12 protein-coding genes are annotated in these 16,056 nt (G+C 44.7%); 11 read left to right on the top strand and 1 reads right to left on the bottom strand.

From position 1 onward, the window contains the following. Positions 1-43 precede the first annotated feature (43 nt). The 9 genes from AB4263_RS06535 (at position 44) to purF (ending at position 13,411) form a co-directional block, all read left to right on the top strand. The gene (locus AB4263_RS06535; RefSeq protein ID WP_372097926.1) at positions 44-1,177 is read left to right on the top strand and encodes a 4-phosphoerythronate dehydrogenase; all 1,134 of its coding nucleotides are present in this window, start codon (positions 44-46) and stop codon (positions 1,175-1,177) included. 12 nt (positions 1,178-1,189) lie between these two features. Continuing rightward, positions 1,190-2,203: an aspartate-semialdehyde dehydrogenase gene (locus AB4263_RS06530; RefSeq protein WP_017062350.1), complete on the top strand. Its 1,014-nt coding sequence runs from the start codon at positions 1,190-1,192 to the stop codon at positions 2,201-2,203. Positions 2,204-2,410: 207 nt separating this feature from the next. Then, positions 2,411-7,336, top strand: a complete 4,926-nt coding sequence (locus AB4263_RS06525) for a FimV/HubP family polar landmark protein (protein WP_372097924.1) — start codon at positions 2,411-2,413, stop codon at positions 7,334-7,336. Between the two features lie 194 nt (positions 7,337-7,530). Beyond that, complete coding sequence (truA, locus tag AB4263_RS06520; protein WP_004734161.1) at positions 7,531-8,325, top strand: tRNA pseudouridine(38-40) synthase TruA; 795 nt, start codon at positions 7,531-7,533, stop codon at positions 8,323-8,325. 176 nt (positions 8,326-8,501) lie between these two features. After that, a complete protein-coding gene (accD, locus tag AB4263_RS06515) occupies positions 8,502-9,428 on the top strand; it encodes an acetyl-CoA carboxylase, carboxyltransferase subunit beta (RefSeq protein WP_017062348.1) in 927 nt (308 codons plus the stop codon). A gap of 42 nt (positions 9,429-9,470) precedes the next feature. After that, on the top strand, positions 9,471-10,733 hold the full coding sequence (gene folC / locus AB4263_RS06510; RefSeq protein WP_372097922.1) for a bifunctional tetrahydrofolate synthase/dihydrofolate synthase: 1,263 nt from the start codon (positions 9,471-9,473) through the stop codon (positions 10,731-10,733). After that, positions 10,734-11,309, top strand: coding sequence for an SPOR domain-containing protein (locus AB4263_RS06505; RefSeq protein ID WP_017063432.1), 576 nt, complete (start codon positions 10,734-10,736; stop codon positions 11,307-11,309). It abuts the gene before it with no gap. A gap of 61 nt (positions 11,310-11,370) precedes the next feature. After that, positions 11,371-11,862, top strand: coding sequence for a CvpA family protein (locus tag AB4263_RS06500; protein WP_009848678.1), 492 nt, complete (start codon positions 11,371-11,373; stop codon positions 11,860-11,862). Positions 11,863-11,896: 34 nt separating this feature from the next. Further along, positions 11,897-13,411: an amidophosphoribosyltransferase gene (gene purF / locus AB4263_RS06495; RefSeq protein ID WP_017062345.1), complete on the top strand. Its 1,515-nt coding sequence runs from the start codon at positions 11,897-11,899 to the stop codon at positions 13,409-13,411. A 100-nt stretch (positions 13,412-13,511) separates the two neighbouring features. On the opposite strand, the gene AB4263_RS06490 is transcribed toward purF, so the two are convergent. Further along, positions 13,512-14,387 (bottom strand): LysR family transcriptional regulator, encoded by an 876-nt coding sequence (locus AB4263_RS06490; protein WP_017062344.1) that lies wholly within the window; start codon positions 14,385-14,387, stop codon positions 13,512-13,514. Between the two features lie 228 nt (positions 14,388-14,615). On the opposite strand from AB4263_RS06490, the gene AB4263_RS06485 reads away from it, so the two are divergent. Both AB4263_RS06485 and AB4263_RS06480 read left to right on the top strand, forming a co-directional pair. Then, positions 14,616-15,719 (top strand): response regulator, encoded by a 1,104-nt coding sequence (locus tag AB4263_RS06485; RefSeq protein ID WP_017062343.1) that lies wholly within the window; start codon positions 14,616-14,618, stop codon positions 15,717-15,719. 148 nt (positions 15,720-15,867) lie between these two features. Next, positions 15,868-16,005, top strand: a complete 138-nt coding sequence (locus AB4263_RS06480; protein ID WP_017067606.1) for a hypothetical protein — start codon at positions 15,868-15,870, stop codon at positions 16,003-16,005. Positions 16,006-16,056 lie beyond the last annotated feature (51 nt).

Here is a 16,056-nt window from a genome sequence, read left to right as displayed (position 1 = left end):
ATTCACATTTAGGTCGATAGACCCCAACAAAAGTACTCGCCAAATGAAAATCTTAATCGACGAAAATATGCCTTACGCTGAAGCGCTTTTTAGCCAGCTAGGGGAAGTGACAATGAAGTCTGGTCGCACACTTACTGCTGACGACCTAGTTGACGTAGACGCATTGATGATTCGCTCTGTTACCAAGGTAAACGAGTCATTGATCAGCAAAGCCAATAAGCTGAAGTTTGTCGGTACTGCGACGGCTGGTATGGACCATGTTGACCAAGAATTGATGAAAAAGCGTGGCATTTTCTTTACTGCGGCGCCTGGCTGTAACAAGGTGGGTGTTGCTGAGTACGCATTCAGTGCGATGATGGTGCTTGCGCAACAGCAAGGCTTCTCTGTTTTTGATAAAACGGTTGGTATTATCGGCTGTGGTCAGGTAGGTAGCTACTTAGCGAAGTGCCTTGAAGGTATTGGTATCAAAGTTCTGCTGAACGACCCTCTAAAACAGCAAGAGGGTGATACTCGCGAATTTACTGAGTTAGAGACTTTGTTTGAACAATCAGACGTTATTACATTACACACGCCAATCACTAAGACGGGTGAGTATCCAACGCATCACTTGATCAGTGAGCAAGTGCTGAACAACTTACGTGCTGATCAAATCCTGATTAATGCAGCTCGCGGTCCTGTGGTTGATAACCAAGCGCTAAAAGCTCGCCTGCAAAAAGCCGATGGTTTCACTGCAGTGCTTGATGTGTTTGAGTTTGAACCTGAAGTCGACTTTGAGCTTCTTCCGTTACTCGCTTTTGCAACGCCTCACGTAGCGGGCTACGGTTTAGAAGGTAAAGCGCGTGGTACCACGATGATCTTCAACAGTTATTGTGAATTTTTAGGTACTGAACAGCGTGCGTATGCAAGCGACTTATTGCCGACAGCGCCTGTACCTCAAATGAAATTAGATAGAGCTTGGGATGAAGCAACACTGCACAATTTGACTCAGTTGATCTATGATGTGCGCAAAGACGACGCCTTATTCCGTCGCAATATCGTTACGCCGGGTTCTTTTGACAAGATGCGTAAAGAATATTGGGACCGCAGAGAGTACAGTGCAGTCGAGTTAACGGGCGACGAATCTTGTAATTTAACGCCGTTATCTAAACTCGGTTTTATGGTAAAGCCAACTTTATAAAAGAGAGAAACAATGAGCCAAGAATTTAATATTGCTATTTTAGGTGCGACTGGTGCGGTTGGTGAAACCATTCTTGAAGTACTTAAAGAGCGTAAATTCCCTGTCGGTGAAATGCACTTACTAGCAAGTGAACGTAGTGAAGGCAAAACTTCCCGTTTTAACGGCAAAACAATACAAGTACAAAACGTAGAAGACTTCGATTGGTCTCAAGTACATATTGCGTTTTTCTCTGCAGGTAGCGAGCTTTCAGAGCGTTGGGCTCCAATTGCGGCTGATGAAGGTGTGGTTGTCATCGATAACACATCACGCTTCCGTTACGAATACGATGTTCCTCTGGTTGTGCCTGAAGTGAACCCTGAAGCGATTGCTGAGTTCCGTAACCGTAACATCATCGCGAACCCTAACTGCTCGACTATCCAAATGGTAGTAGCGCTAAAACCAATTCACGATGAAGTGGGCCTTGAGCGTATTAACGTTTCAACTTACCAATCTGTGTCTGGTGCAGGTAAGCCAGGTATCGATGAGCTAGCGGGTCAAACGGCTAAGCTTCTTAACGGTATGCCAGCTGAAAACTCAGCGTTCTCACAACAAATCGCTTTCAACTGTATTCCTCAAATCGATGAATTTACAGAGAATGGCTACACGCGTGAAGAGATGAAGATGGTTTGGGAAACTCAAAAAATCTTTGCTGACTCTTCAATCACAGTGAACCCGACTTGTGTCCGCGTACCAGTATTTTACGGTCACGCAGAATCTCTACACATTGAAACTCGCGCACCAATCGGTGCAGAGCAAGTGGTTCAGCTTCTAGAGAACACAGAAGGTGTTGAAGTATTCCAAGCGCTAGACTTCCCAACTCAAGTTCGTGATGCAGGTGGTAAAGACCACGTAATGGTTGGTCGTATTCGTAACGACATCAGCCATCACAGTGGCGTAAACATGTGGGTTGTCGCTGATAACGTTCGTAAAGGCGCAGCAACAAACGCAGTTCAAATCGCTGAAGTTCTGATTCGCGATTACTTCTAAGCTTTATTGCTTTGATAAAAAAGCCTCACTCTTTAGTGGGGCTTTTTTAATCGATTAAAAATATTGTTAGTCAAATTGTGTGAAATTGCTGCGAATATTGTTGCTGCAACACATTTTTTGTTTTCATCTCTATAGTTTTACGTCATTTATCCGATATATTTAATAGATCATCACTTTTCCGAATTTAAGCACCTAGCTGAGCCTTTTATGTTTCAAATTTTCAAGCCGTGGTTAATGCCTTTTGCCTTTATCATTGCGACTCAGATTTCCGTTGTTCGTGCAGATTCCATTCGAGTTGTAGGGCCTAATGGCCAGATACAATCAGCGCCTACGTTTTCAGAACCACTTCAAAGAGCGCAATCAAATAGCGCTGAGCCTTCACGTTTCTATGGTCCAACTCGCGGCTCAGAAACATTGTGGTCTATTGCCTCAAAGTTACGCCCTGATAACTCCGTTTCAGTCCAACAAACTCTGTTGGCTATTTATCGCTTAAACCCACAAGCGTTTGAAAACCAGAATATCCATAGCCTGCTGCCTGCGAGCAATCTACGCGTGCCTTCTTTAGAGCAAGCACGTGCAAGCTCGACGCAGCAAGCTATCAACATCATGAACTCACATCTTGCTAAGCTTGATGCTCCTGCAAGTAAGCCTGTCGCTTCAAAACCCAAAGCGCCGAGTTCTGATGCAAAAAATGTTACTCCTGCTAAGCAAGTAAGCACTACTGAAATTGCTAAAAAGCCATTGTCTCCAACTCAATCATCTCTAGCTCAATCTGCACCAACCCAAGAGATGAACAAGTTAGAGAAGCAGCTAGAGCTTTCAGAAACTGAACTGCTGTCACTTGAAGAGAAAAATCACCAACTTCGTTTGATGTTATCGAATGTTCAATCGGAAGTGGATGAGCTAAAAACAGAGCTCAGTGATGAAGACCGCATTCGTAGCGAAGTGGAAAAGCTGCTTGATGAAGAGCGCAGAAAGAACGCCGAAATTGAAAAGATGGCACCAAGTGTCATGGACGAACTGTTATCGAATGGTTGGTTAGTGGCGGCTCTTGCGATTATTCCAGGTCTGCTCATTGGTTTGATCGTTGTGATGCTGTTAGGCCGTCGTTCTAAAAATGATGAGCAACAGCAGACGACTCAAGAACAACCGCTCCAGCCAGAACCAAGTACCGTTGCACCTATTACATTGGGCGACGAGATGGACGACCTTAACGAGCTGTCTTTAGATGATGACTTGTTTGGTACGGAAGATGACGCCAACAAGCTGTTTGACGATCAAGCGCTAGCCGAAGAGGATGATGTCTTTGCTGGTTTAGATGAATCTGATCTCGATTTCAATCTAGATGGTGAAGACGATGACCCATTTGCTAGCATTGGCGAAAACGGTGATTTAGACACCAACTTCGACGATCTAGATTTAGACAGCAGCAACGGCATTAGTGTTAATGGCGAAGAGAAAGCGCTTGGCCTTGAAGAGATGGAACGTGCGCTAGACAAAACAGCGGAAAGCGCCGTCGATACTGATGATGTCGACTTTGATCTTTCTGATGATAACGCAATGTCTGCTGATGACATTGAAGCTTTACTATCTCAAGAGCCTGAAACTGAAGATCTCGGTTCCAACGAGCTAGACCAATCTTTATTAGATGATCTGTTTGCTCTTGATGACGAAGATGACGACAGCTTCGATATTGATGCTCTGATTTCGGAAGAGCAAAGTGATTCGCCTTCTAGCACTGAAACACCAGCAAGCGATGATTTTGACATCGATGCGCTTATCTCTGAGCAACAAGGTGAGACTAAGCCTGTTGATTTGAGCAATGACGATTTTGATATTGATGCTCTAATCTCTGAACAACAGTCCCCTGAGCCAGCTTCACCGACAGCGAATGATGATATTGATGACATCTTTGCCCAAGTTGCTGCTCAGAACGATCAAGCGAATGACCCTTTCAACCTCGATAGCGACGATGAGATTGCCACTAACCTAAACAGTGGTTTGGCGTCTGATGATGATATCGAAAACATTCTGTCTCAGTTCGATAAGCCCATCGTAAATGAAGAACCTCAAGACAGCGTTGATCTGCTTGATGAGCAACTGGCAGGCGATGACGTAGACCTAAGTAACTCGACAGACCTTCTTGATGAGATGCTAGGGGACGATTCGGATGATGAGTCTGAAAGCGAACCTCTTGGCTTTGATTCTCTGTCTGAGCTTGAAGAGCTTTCTGGTTTATCGACCGATGATGACCTCAACATCGCAGAAGACAGCACGGAAACCTTGGATGAATTAATAGGTGACTCTGACGACGATGATTTCGAACTCGACGCCGAAAGTACCGACTTATTGGATGATTTCCTTGATAGTGAATTGTCAGATGATGAGCTTTTAGCGGATGCATCAAAATCAGAATCTCTAGACCCATTTGATGACTTACTGACAAGTGGCATTGAAGACGAGCTTGAATCTGAAGATAAGACGTTTGATAAAGAGTTAGACGCAGCCTTTGGTTTGGACAACGCCAATGAGGAGCCTGAAAAGGACTCAGACGTTGAGCTTACTCCGTTAACCTCTGAAGGTGAGCCTGAGCAAGATCCGGACATTAGTGAAACACTACAACCTGAAGTCGTTACTGATGAATCGTTAGATTCGGAACTGATTCAAGACAGCGCTGACGTTAAGCCAGAAAATGATGAAGCCTTTAATCGTGATGGTTTTATCGATGATTTGTTCGGTGTTGCACCAGCAACGGATGCTTTGCTTGATGACTCGCTAGAAACAACAGACGAAGCGTTGATTGATGAGTTAATGACTTCTGATGACAATGATTTGTTGCCAGCAATAGAAGAGCCTGTTGAACCATCAATTGAAAATATGGTTGAACCAGAGCAAGCGTCTCTTTTAGACAGCGACGAAGTATCAGCGCAAGAAACCGCATCATCGGTTGAAGATGATGAACTGGATATCGACTCGCTGTTATCTGAGAATTCTGATTTTGACAAACCAGATTTTGAAGTGCGAGTTAAAGAAGAAACCGCACAACAAGAACCAGAGCCGAAAGAAGCCGACGTACAAGAGCAAGCTTCGCCATCGTCTTTGAACGATATCTCTGAAGATGAAGAAGAAACGGTTGAAGACTGGTTAGCTGAAGCCATCGACGATGTAGAGTCGCCAGCGAACATTGACTCTGATTTTGACTTTGAGCCTAAAATTCAAGGTAGCGACGAATTTGAAGATGTCGTTGAATCCTTGCCAGAGCCAGAGCCAGAGCCAGAGCCAGAGCCAGTTCGAGCTGCAAATATGCCAGAGATCATTCCAAATGAATTCGGCGTACCACAAGACGACGATTGGCTGATTGAAGACGAGGCGTTTGAACCAGAAGCATTAGCGGAAACTGACGTAACACCAGAGCTAGTGACACCAGTCGCTGACCCGCAAGTTGGAGCTACACCACAAGCGGAAGTAGCAGAACAAGCTGAAGTTCTAGGACAAGAAGGCGAAGAAGAATTCTCGTTTGATGACTTTGAACTACCAGAGTTTGGTGAAGAGGATGCACTAGCGGAAGCTGAAGCAGCTGCACCACAAGCAGAAATAGCAGAACAAGAAAGCGCAGAAGAATTCTCGTTTGATGACTTTGAGCTACCAGAGTTTGGTGAAGAAGACACACTAGCGGAAGCTGATGCTGAATCAACAGCAGAACCAGTAACGCCAGCTATTGATGCTCAACCAAGTGTTGAACCTCAAACTGAAGCCCAAGTTATAGCTCAGGGGCAAGGCGACGAAGAGTTTTCGTTTGATGATTTCGACTTACCAGAGTTTAGTGAAGAAGACGCACTAGCGGAAGCTGATGCTGAATCAACACCAGAGCCAGCAACGCCTGCTATAGACTCTCAATCAAGTGTTGAATCGCAACCTACCGCTGAGCCTCAGTTAGATGCTGCACCACAAGTTGAAACTGCGAAACCAGAAAGCGAAGAAGAATTCTCGCTTGATGACTTCGAACTACCAGAGTTTGGTGAAGGCGATGCGTTAGCGGAAGTGGTGAGTGAACCAGATGAAGCACAGTTAGAGCAAGACTTAGCGCCTGACACAGAGAAGTTCGAGTTCGATGACCTTGATCTTCCGGAGTACGATGAAGAAAGCGCAAAAGCAGACTCTGTTTTAGATGATATTGAGCAAAGCAATGCCGAGCCGGTGGCGGAAGCCCAAGGCGTAGAGTTCGATGAGTTTGATTTACCGGAATATGGTGAAGATGAAGCCATCTCTGATGCGTTTGCTGAGAAGCCAACACCACTGACTTCTTTCAGCCCACAAGGCGAAGAGCAAGATGCGTTGCATGATCTGTTCTCAAATCCGCAGAGCTACAGTCAGGCTGATGATTTCTCGAACGCTGAAGACTCTGAACCGGCTGGTTTTTCACGGCCAGAACAATCACTGAGCGCGGCTTCAGAGCCAAACTCAACGCCTGCAGCGGTTCAAGACGAGCCACTAGAAGGCTTTGATGACTTTGATGAGACAGCATTAGCTGAGTTGCTTTCTGAAGATGTTCAAGACACTGTCGATAACATGTTTGATAAGCCATTGGACGCAACTTCGATTGATAGCGCAGGGCTAGATATTGACGCGATGCTTGAAGTTGGCGGCGAAGACTGGAAAGGCTTTAACCTAGCACCAGAGCAACAATCGAGCATGCATAATGATGTGCCTGATGACCAACAAGAGATTTGGGCATCGGCTGAGCAGCAAGCTGAACCGAAAATCAAAGAAGAGAATTGGGCTGAACAAGACAATCTAACCGAATCAGGCAACAGTCGTGATAAGCAGTACATGACGATTGATGAGCTAATGGCTCAAGTCGAGCAAGAAGGTGAAGAAGTCATTAATCCAGACGATGAAGAGCTTAAACTGGATGTGGGTCTTAACGAATTCCCTGATGTTATCGGTGATATTGGCAATTATGATGTCGACAGCAATGCAGAAGCTGCGGGTAAGCTTGATTTGGCCAAAATCTACATCGAGATGAGTGACTCGCAAGGGGCAATTAAGCTTCTAGAAGAGGCAATCGTTGACGGCAGCGATGATATTCGTCGAGAGGCAAAAAATCTTATCGATACGTTAAACGGTCGATAAATTTACAAATCAGAAAGGGTAGCGTTGGCTACCCTTTATTTTAAGGCGATACAGAGCGCTATCGTTTCATTTGGTTTTTCAACAGCATCGTCTCGGTCGATGCTGATTGTTTATTGAAGTTTTAGCCCCATCCTATTTGGGCTAGCACTGATTTCCGTATATAATTCTCGCCCATTTTCAAAGAGAACAAGAACATGAAAATTGCTTTAGGTATTGAATATAACGGTACCCACTACTTTGGTTGGCAGCGCCAACGAGACGTGAAAAGTGTCCAAGAAGAATTGGAAAAGGCTCTTTCAGTTGTCGCGAATCACCCTGTAGAAGTTATGTGCGCAGGTCGTACAGATGCCGGTGTTCACGGTACGGGACAAGTCGTTCACTTTGAAACTAATGTCGATCGTAAAATGGTGGCATGGACAATGGGCGCGAATGCCAACATGCCAAAAGATATTGCGGTTCGTTGGGCGACAGAAGTGAATGAGGATTTCCATGCTCGTTTCTCGGCTACTGCCCGCCGTTATCGCTACATTATCTTTAACCATGCACTACGCCCAGGCATTTTGAATTCAGGTGTGAGCCATTATCATGGTCATCTTGATGAGAAAAAAATGCATGAAGCGGGTCAGTACTTACTTGGTGAGAATGACTTCACTTCGTTCAGGGCAACACACTGTCAATCTCGTAGCCCATGGAGAAACATGATTCACTTGAACGTGACTCGTCATGGACACTACATTGTGATCGATATTAAAGCGAATGCGTTTGTTCACCACATGGTGAGGAATATTACGGGTAGCCTTATTGCCGTAGGTAAAGGTGAGCAGAAACCAGAGTGGATCCAGTGGCTTTTAGAAGCTAAAGATCGAAAAGTAGCCGGCGCAACTGCAAAAGCGGAAGGTTTGTATCTGGTGGATGTTGATTATCCTGAACATTTTGAGCTACCACGAGAGCCAATTGGTCCTCTATTTTTACCGGATAATTTGAACTAAATGTGAGACTTAGGTTCAAAAATTATTACGGTTTAGTGCGTAAGATAGTCCCAGGAAATAGGTACAACCAGTTTTTTATCTACAGTCGCTGTTTTATGTGCTTTAATTCCCACGCATAATTCCCAAATTTATTTCTTTCGCAATCAAGCGGAAGAATCGAAACAAAAAGGTCTTCCATGAGTTGGCTTGAAAAGATTTTAGAAAAAAGCAACATCGTAACATCTCGTAAAGCGTCTATCCCTGAGGGTGTTTGGACGAAATGTACTTCTTGTGAGCAGGTTCTGTACCATGCTGAACTAGAGCGTAACCTAGAAGTATGTCCAAAATGTGACCATCACATGCGCATGAAAGCACGTCGTCGTCTGGATACATTCCTAGACAAAGGTGAGCGTGTTGAACTAGGTGCTGATCTTGAGCCACAAGACAAGCTGAAGTTTAAAGACTCTAAGCGTTACAAAGAACGTATCTCTGCTGCTCAAAAGAACAGTGGTGAAACAGACGCATTAGTTGCAATGAAAGGCGAACTATTGGGTTTACCTATCGTAGCGTGTGCTTTTGAATTCTCATTCATGGGCGGCTCAATGGGTTCTGTTGTTGGTGCTCGTTTCGTGAAAGCGGTAGATGCTGCTATCGAGAACAACTGTGGTTTAGTGTGTTTCTCTGCAAGTGGTGGTGCTCGTATGCAAGAGGCATTGATGTCTCTAATGCAAATGGCGAAAACCAGTGCTGCGCTTGAGCGTTTATCTGCGAAAGGCCTACCGTTTGTTTCAGTTATGACTGATCCAACAATGGGTGGTGTTTCTGCAAGTTTGGCAATGCTTGGCGATATCAATATTGGTGAACCAAAAGCACTGATCGGTTTTGCTGGACGTCGTGTAATCGAACAAACGGTACGTGAAGACCTTCCTGAAGGTTTCCAACGCAGTGAGTTCCTACTAGACCACGGTGCTATCGACATGATTGTTGACCGTCGTGAGATGCGTCAGCGCGTTGCAAGCCTTGTTGCTAAAATGACCAACCAGCCTTCACCATTAGTAGTTTCTGTGAACGATTCACCGAATGAAGCTACTTATGAAGTACCAGAAGCGCCAGAAAAAGGGTAAAGTACCTTCTAACAAACCAACTTAATTATGGTTATGAGTTAGATGAGTCAACAACCTATTCCTCAAGCCACATCCTCTTTGGAGATGTGGCTTGATTATTTATCAAACATCCACACAAGCGCTATTGATCTTGGATTAGACCGAGTTCAGGCCGTCGCCTCTAAGGCAAACCTCACCAAGCCTGCTCAACATGTTATTACTGTTGCCGGAACCAATGGCAAAGGCTCAACATGTGCACTGATGGAAGCGATTCTATTGGATGCTGGTTACTCAGTTGGTGTCTACAGCTCTCCTCACTTAATTCGCTATAACGAACGTGTTCGTATCAACGGCCAAGATCTATCTGATGAAAAGATGGTTCAGTCTTTCGATTTCATTGAGAAAGAGCGTGGCGAAATCAGCCTGAGTTTTTTCGAATATGGCACTTTAGCGGCGTTACGTGCATTTCAAACTGAAGCGGTTGATGTTGTGCTTTTAGAAGTGGGTTTAGGCGGGCGTTTAGACGCGACCAATATCGTTGAGCATGATGTTTCTGTGATTACTAGTTTGGCTGTCGACCATGTTGACTGGCTAGGTGATGACATCAATGTGATTGGTTTTGAGAAAGCGGGCATTTATCGTAGCGGTAAACCCGCTATCTGTGGTCAACCCAAGCCACCGGCTACGGTTGCAGCGCACGCTGATGACATTAAGGCTGAGTTCTACCAAGTCGGTATTCAATACACTTATGATGTTGACGGTGATACGTGGAACTGGCGCAGTGGTGCATTCCAACTAGAATCGCTACCTATTCCAAGCCTGCCGTTACCTAACGCTGCAACAGCGTTGATGGCATTGGGCACATCAGAGCTTAGTATTAGCGACGTGAACGTGGTTAACGGCATGAAGAATGCGCAGCTTCCTGGGCGTATGCAGCAAATTAGCGAAAAACCGGTGATTGTGCTTGATGTAGCACACAACCCGCATTCTGCTGAGTACTTTGCGCAGCAAGTCGCGAAGAAGTATGCAGGCAAAAATTTACACGTTGTAGTCGCCATGCTTCATGACAAAGATATCCCCGCGACATTGGAAGTATTAGCGCCAATAACAACACATTGGTACCCAGCTTCGCTGAACGGCCCACGAGCCGCAACAGCCGCTGAATTGTGTCAAAGCTTACCTGAAGGTGTAGAGCGGTATTCAAACCCTGTTGTAGCGTTTGAAGCGGCTTTAGCTTCTGTTAAAGGTGACGATGTTGTGTTGGTTGTCGGTTCTTTCCATACAGTGGGTGAAGTGTTGGAGCATTGGCAGAAAAAAGGAAACTAAATGGCAAGTAAATTCCAAAGCCGGTTAGTCGGCACCATCATTTTAGTGGCCATTGGCGTGATTGTATTGCCCGATGTACTAGATGGTAAGAAGCTCCACTACAAAGAAGAGTTTGCAAGCATTCCAATTAAGCCTGAGCTTGATAGTAATGTTGAAGTGTTTGAAGTACTCGATCCCGTTGAAGATCAGATAGCGCTACCGGATTCTCCGGTTGAGCAAGTGGTTGAAAGTGGTCGTACTGATAATTCAAACACGCAAACCGCGTCTTCTTCTAATGATAAAGAAGCAGACAAAGTGGCAGTTGTGGTTAAGCCGGTACCTGAAAAAAATGAATACCAAGACAGTGCTTGGATTATTCAATTGATGGCTTTGAAGAATGCTGACAACGCAAAAAACGTTGTTAAGGATCTGCAAAAGCGCGGTTATCAGGCTCACACCAAGCAAGAAAAAACTTTTACGCGAGTAATTATTGGCCCGGATGTCTCTAAATCCAAACTTGAGCGACAAATTAAGGAATTAGAAAAAATTACGGGTTCAAAAGGCCAGTTGCTCAAATTTAAACCGTTAAATCCATAAGAAAACGTTTGCGTCAGCATTTTTTCTGTTAAAATGCGCGCCAACTTAAGATGAAGAATTCATGAATTGGTTAGATTTTGTCATTTTAGGCGTGATCGGCTTCTCTGCCGTGATCAGTTTAGTTCGTGGTTTCGCTAAAGAAGCCTTGTCACTCGTTATTTGGTTTGGAGCATTTTTTATTGCTAGCCAGTACTACGCTAAATTAGCGATGTACTTCACCAATATCGAAGATGAGATGTTTCGAAACGGAACTGCGATAGCAGCATTGTTTGTTGCAACGTTAGTTGTGGGTGCCTTAGTTAACTATGTCATCGGTCAACTAGTTCAGAAAACAGGCCTGTCAGGTACAGACAGAATCCTCGGTGTCGTCTTTGGTGGCTTACGTGGTGTTTTGATTGTTTCTGCAGTGTTGTTTTTCATGGATGCGTTTACTGCATTCCCAAGTTCTGAGTGGTGGAAGAATTCGCAATTGGTTCCAGAATTTAGTCGAATCATTGCGCCGTTCTTCGAGCATTTACAAGCAACATCTAGTTTCTTATCTGGCGCGCTCTAGCGCCAGTTAATGTCGAAAAATCGAGGATTAGGACATGTGTGGTATTGTTGGAATCGTGGGTTCAACACCTGTAAACCAGTCTATTTATGACGCTTTAACGGTATTGCAGCATCGTGGCCAAGATGCCGCTGGTATTTGTACCATAGAAAGCAATCGTTTCCGTCTGCGTAAGGCGAACGGTTTAGTAAAAGATGTTTTTGAAGCAAAACACATGCAGCGCCTACAAGGTGAAGTTGGTATTGGCCATGTTCGTTATCCTACTGCGGGTAGTTCAAGTGCGTCTGAAGCTCAGCCTTTCTACGTAAACTCTCCTTTTGGCATTACGTTGGCGCACAACGGTAACCTGACGAACGCAAACGAAGTTCGTGAGAAGTTGTTCGAAAAAGACCGTCGTCATGTAAACACAACCTCTGACTCTGAAGTTCTACTGAACGTATTAGCTCATGAGATCGATACTGTTAAAGGTAACGTAACTTCAGATGACGTTTTCCGCGCTGTGGCAAATGTGCATCGTACAATTCGTGGTGCTTACGCCGTAACGGCGATGATCATCGGCCACGGTATGATCGCATTCCGTGACCCACATGGTATTCGTCCATTGTGTCTTGGTAAGCGTGAAGTTCAAGGTAAAACAGAGTACATGGTTGCGTCTGAATCGGTAGCACTCGATGCTGTTGGTTTCGACTTCATGCGCGACGTAGCACCAGGTGAAGCTATCTACGCAACGTTTGACGGTGAGCTTTTCACTAAGCAATGTGCAGACAACCCACAACTAAACCCATGTATCTTTGAGTTTGTATACTTTGCACGCCCAGATTCATTCATCGACAAAATCTCGGTTTACAGCGCACGCGTTGAGATGGGTGAGATGCTTGGTATGCGTATTAAAGAAGAGTACGCAGACTTAGACATTGATGTAGTTATTCCAATCCCTGAAACATCAAACGATATTGCGCTACGAATCGCTCAAGCGATCAATAAGCCATACCGTCAAGGTTTCGTGAAAAACCGCTATGTTGGCCGCACATTCATCATGCCAGGTCAGCAACAACGTAAGAAGTCGGTTCGCCGTAAGCTCAACGCAATTCGCTCTGAGTTTAAAGGTAAGAACGTTCTTCTGGTTGACGATTCTATCGTTCGCGGCACAACATCAGAGCAGATCATTGAGATGGCTCGTGATTCTGGCGCAAATAAGGTCTTCATGGTTTCAGCTGCTCCAGAGGTTCGCTTCCCTAACGTTTACGGCATTGATATGCCGAGCGCGACAGAGTTGATTGCTCATGGTCGTGATAACGAAACGATTTGTAAGCAGATTGGCGCAGACGCCTTGATTTTCCAAACGCTACCAGATCTGATTTCTGCAGTGGGCATGGGCAATCAAGACATCTCTCGTTTTGATACTTCTGTATTTAACGGCGAGTATGTAACGGGCGATATCGACCAAGTGTACCTAGATTTCCTAGACTCTTTGCGTAATGACGACTCAAAGGTTCAACGTGAGATTCAACAAGATCTTGCTAACTTAGAGTTACACAACGAAGGCGCTTAACTAGCGTTTCGTTAGCCATACAGAGTTTCGCTAGCGATACAGAAAATAAAAAACCAGAGCATCGGCTCTGGTTTTTTGTTTATAGAGAAGGGGATTGACCTTAATGAATGTGGTACGCGATCACAAAATCAATAAACAATCTCACTTTCTCTGGTAGATGGTCTTTGTGGTTATAAAGCATGTAAATATCACGAGGGTTAGCGCTCCAGTCTTCTAAGACTTGCACTAAGCTGCCATCTTCAATGTATTCACGAATCATCACGTCAGGCATCAGGGTGATACCTAGGCCTTCTGAGCACGCTTGTCTTACGACATTAAGCGCATTGGCGTTGAAACGGCCTTTCTCGCTATTCACCACCGTCTCTTCATTCGAATTACTCAGCTGCCACTTAATCAGCGGGTAGCCTTTGAGTAGCGAATGGTTCGCTAGCTCTTCAGCATGGCTTGGAGCTGGGTTCTTCGCTAAGTACTCAGGGCTCGCGATAAGAATATCTTTGACTTCACTGATTTTTCGAGCGATTAGGCTTGAATCACGCTGAGGGCCGACTCGGAAAATTACGTCCCACTCCGTTGGATCCAGCTGATCCGCTTGGTTGTTCATCATCAGCTCAATATTGATATCAGGGTATTGAATCATGAATTCACTGAACATTGGCATCATCATGCGCTTGGTCAGGTTTGAGGGTGCCGTAATACGAATCTTACCGGAAGCGCCTTTGCACACGTCAGTTAACTCTTCTGCAGTAGAAGAGAGACGTTGCAACAGCGGAGAGCATTCATTGAAGAAACGTTCGCCTGCCTCTGTTAAAGAAAGTTTACGCGCGTGTCTATTGAGAAGCCTAAGGTTCAAAGAATCTTCTAAGGCTTGGATGCGTCGTGTGATGGTCGCAACCGGAATCATAGTCTTGCGCGATGTTGCGGTGTAGCTCCCATTTTCAACGACGAGTCGAAAGAGGTTTAAGTCATCTAATTTCATAAATCCAGACACATTTGTTTACAATCTCATCTAATTTATACGTAACAGTGAGATCAATGTTTGCGTTACGTCAACTCGTTGCACTATTTACAAGTATTCCAACCCTCGTCACGAATTACCAGTAAAGAGTGCAAATTTGTGTATTTAGCATTTTATTACTAAGTTTTATATTAGTTCTTAGAACAGATAACAATAATAATTCGACTTAGTTTTGTGAGGTTATAGATTATGTACAAAACTCACAGTCAGCCAGTAATGACCTCGGCTCAGGAAGTAATTAACCAAAAATGCGTGATGTTGGTTGATGATGATCCTATTTTTCGCCGTATAACCAGCGCGTACCTAGACAAGGTCGGTTATAAAGTGGTTGAGGCTGAAAATGGACTGGACGCTTTGCAGAAACTTAGAGACTCAGCGCCAGATTTAATTGTGTGTGACTTATCAATGCCAATACTTGATGGCATAGAGCTTGTGGAAGAGCTCAGTTTAGAGTACCCGTCACTGCCTATGATCGTTGTGTCTGGCACTGATGATATGTCAGACGTGGCGAAAGCCTTGCGATTTGGTATTAAAGACTTCTTGGCGAAGCCGTTAGAGGATCACCGTCACCTAGGAAGTGCGATTGCGAATACATTGACAGATTCGTTCGATAACATTTCAGACCAACGAGATTTTTCGAGCCAATGGTTCTGTGTGGATGATGGGGGAGAGATCCCTGAAGACCAAGAACTGCATTGGCACCTGAATTACCTTCAAGATAACCCAAGCGCAGCAAAAGACTTACTGCATGCGCTGCTTCCAGAGAAAGATACGCGACAAGGCTCATGGCGTTGCAGTTACCGGTTACTGCAATCAACAGAGATGATGCCACTTGTGTTTGACTATGCGTGGATGATGAACGGGCAGTTTGCTTTTTACCTCGTCGATTCATCGTCGTCTGATAATGGCGGCTCCGCGACAACATTGTTAGTGAGAGCGCTGTTCCACGATTACATAAGAAACAGAAAAGATTTTAATGTTGATCTCAAAGATATTGCTGAAATCTTAGAGAAGGGGATTCGTTGCTCTAAATGCTCCACCCCAGTGAATGCCTTGTTTGGTGTTGCTGACCTTGCCGAGGGAACCATCTCCATTTTGCCTGCGGGTCTAGACGGGCAATGGTCGAATGGTGAATTGAATCAATATATTGCAGCAGGTGAGCGCTTGGGTGAGAACTGCAAGAAGAACTTTATTACGCGGGACCTTCCGATCGAACAGGGCTGCCAACTGTCGTTGAGCCTAATTGGAGCGGCAAGTTTTAGTTTAGACATACACCAAGGGTCTACTGATTAACCCTATATTTCCTCGGTTTTTGTGAATAATTGATTAAGGTATAGTTGCGCAAATGGTGTGGCTATGCCTTTTTTGTTAAATGTCGATTTAGCAAAGCGGGTTTGGTTCGCCGGATACTTACCTTCACTAACAAAAACAAGAAGCAATCATGGCAGATAACAAAGACTTTCAAGACCCGTTTAATGTATTCTACTTTTTAGGATTTTTAGCCGCATTTTTAATGATTCCATTGCTACCAGCAACACTTACGTTGATCCGTGTATTCAATGGTTACGCAACATTCTAGTTAAGCTGTCGTCGCCGATTGGTGATAGCTAACTCAAGGAGGCCACAATTA

The sequence above is a fragment of the Vibrio sp. 10N.261.55.C5 genome (assembly GCF_041470505.1).
GTDB lineage: Bacteria > Pseudomonadota > Gammaproteobacteria > Enterobacterales > Vibrionaceae > Vibrio > Vibrio crassostreae_C.
Note: the sequence above shows the minus strand (reverse complement) of the source record. Positions and strands in the feature narration are given on the sequence as shown.

Excerpts from the sequence above, each read along its gene's own strand:
- AB4263_RS06480 (WP_017067606.1), top strand. The coding sequence starts at position 15,868 with ATGGCAGATAACAAAGACTTTCAAGACCCGTTTAATGTATTCTACTTT.
- AB4263_RS06530 (WP_017062350.1), top strand. The coding sequence starts at position 1,190 with ATGAGCCAAGAATTTAATATTGCTATTTTAGGTGCGACTGGTGCGGTT.
- AB4263_RS06500 (WP_009848678.1), top strand. The coding sequence starts at position 11,371 with ATGAATTGGTTAGATTTTGTCATTTTAGGCGTGATCGGCTTCTCTGCC.
- AB4263_RS06525 (WP_372097924.1), top strand. The coding sequence starts at position 2,411 with ATGTTTCAAATTTTCAAGCCGTGGTTAATGCCTTTTGCCTTTATCATT.
- AB4263_RS06505 (WP_017063432.1), top strand. The coding sequence starts at position 10,734 with ATGGCAAGTAAATTCCAAAGCCGGTTAGTCGGCACCATCATTTTAGTG.
- AB4263_RS06490 (WP_017062344.1), bottom strand. The coding sequence starts at position 14,387 with ATGAAATTAGATGACTTAAACCTCTTTCGACTCGTCGTTGAAAATGGG.
- truA (WP_004734161.1), top strand. The coding sequence starts at position 7,531 with ATGAAAATTGCTTTAGGTATTGAATATAACGGTACCCACTACTTTGGT.
- AB4263_RS06485 (WP_017062343.1), top strand. The coding sequence starts at position 14,616 with ATGTACAAAACTCACAGTCAGCCAGTAATGACCTCGGCTCAGGAAGTA.
- purF (WP_017062345.1), top strand. The coding sequence starts at position 11,897 with ATGTGTGGTATTGTTGGAATCGTGGGTTCAACACCTGTAAACCAGTCT.
- folC (WP_372097922.1), top strand. The coding sequence starts at position 9,471 with ATGAGTCAACAACCTATTCCTCAAGCCACATCCTCTTTGGAGATGTGG.
- accD (WP_017062348.1), top strand. The coding sequence starts at position 8,502 with ATGAGTTGGCTTGAAAAGATTTTAGAAAAAAGCAACATCGTAACATCT.
- AB4263_RS06535 (WP_372097926.1), top strand. The coding sequence starts at position 44 with ATGAAAATCTTAATCGACGAAAATATGCCTTACGCTGAAGCGCTTTTT.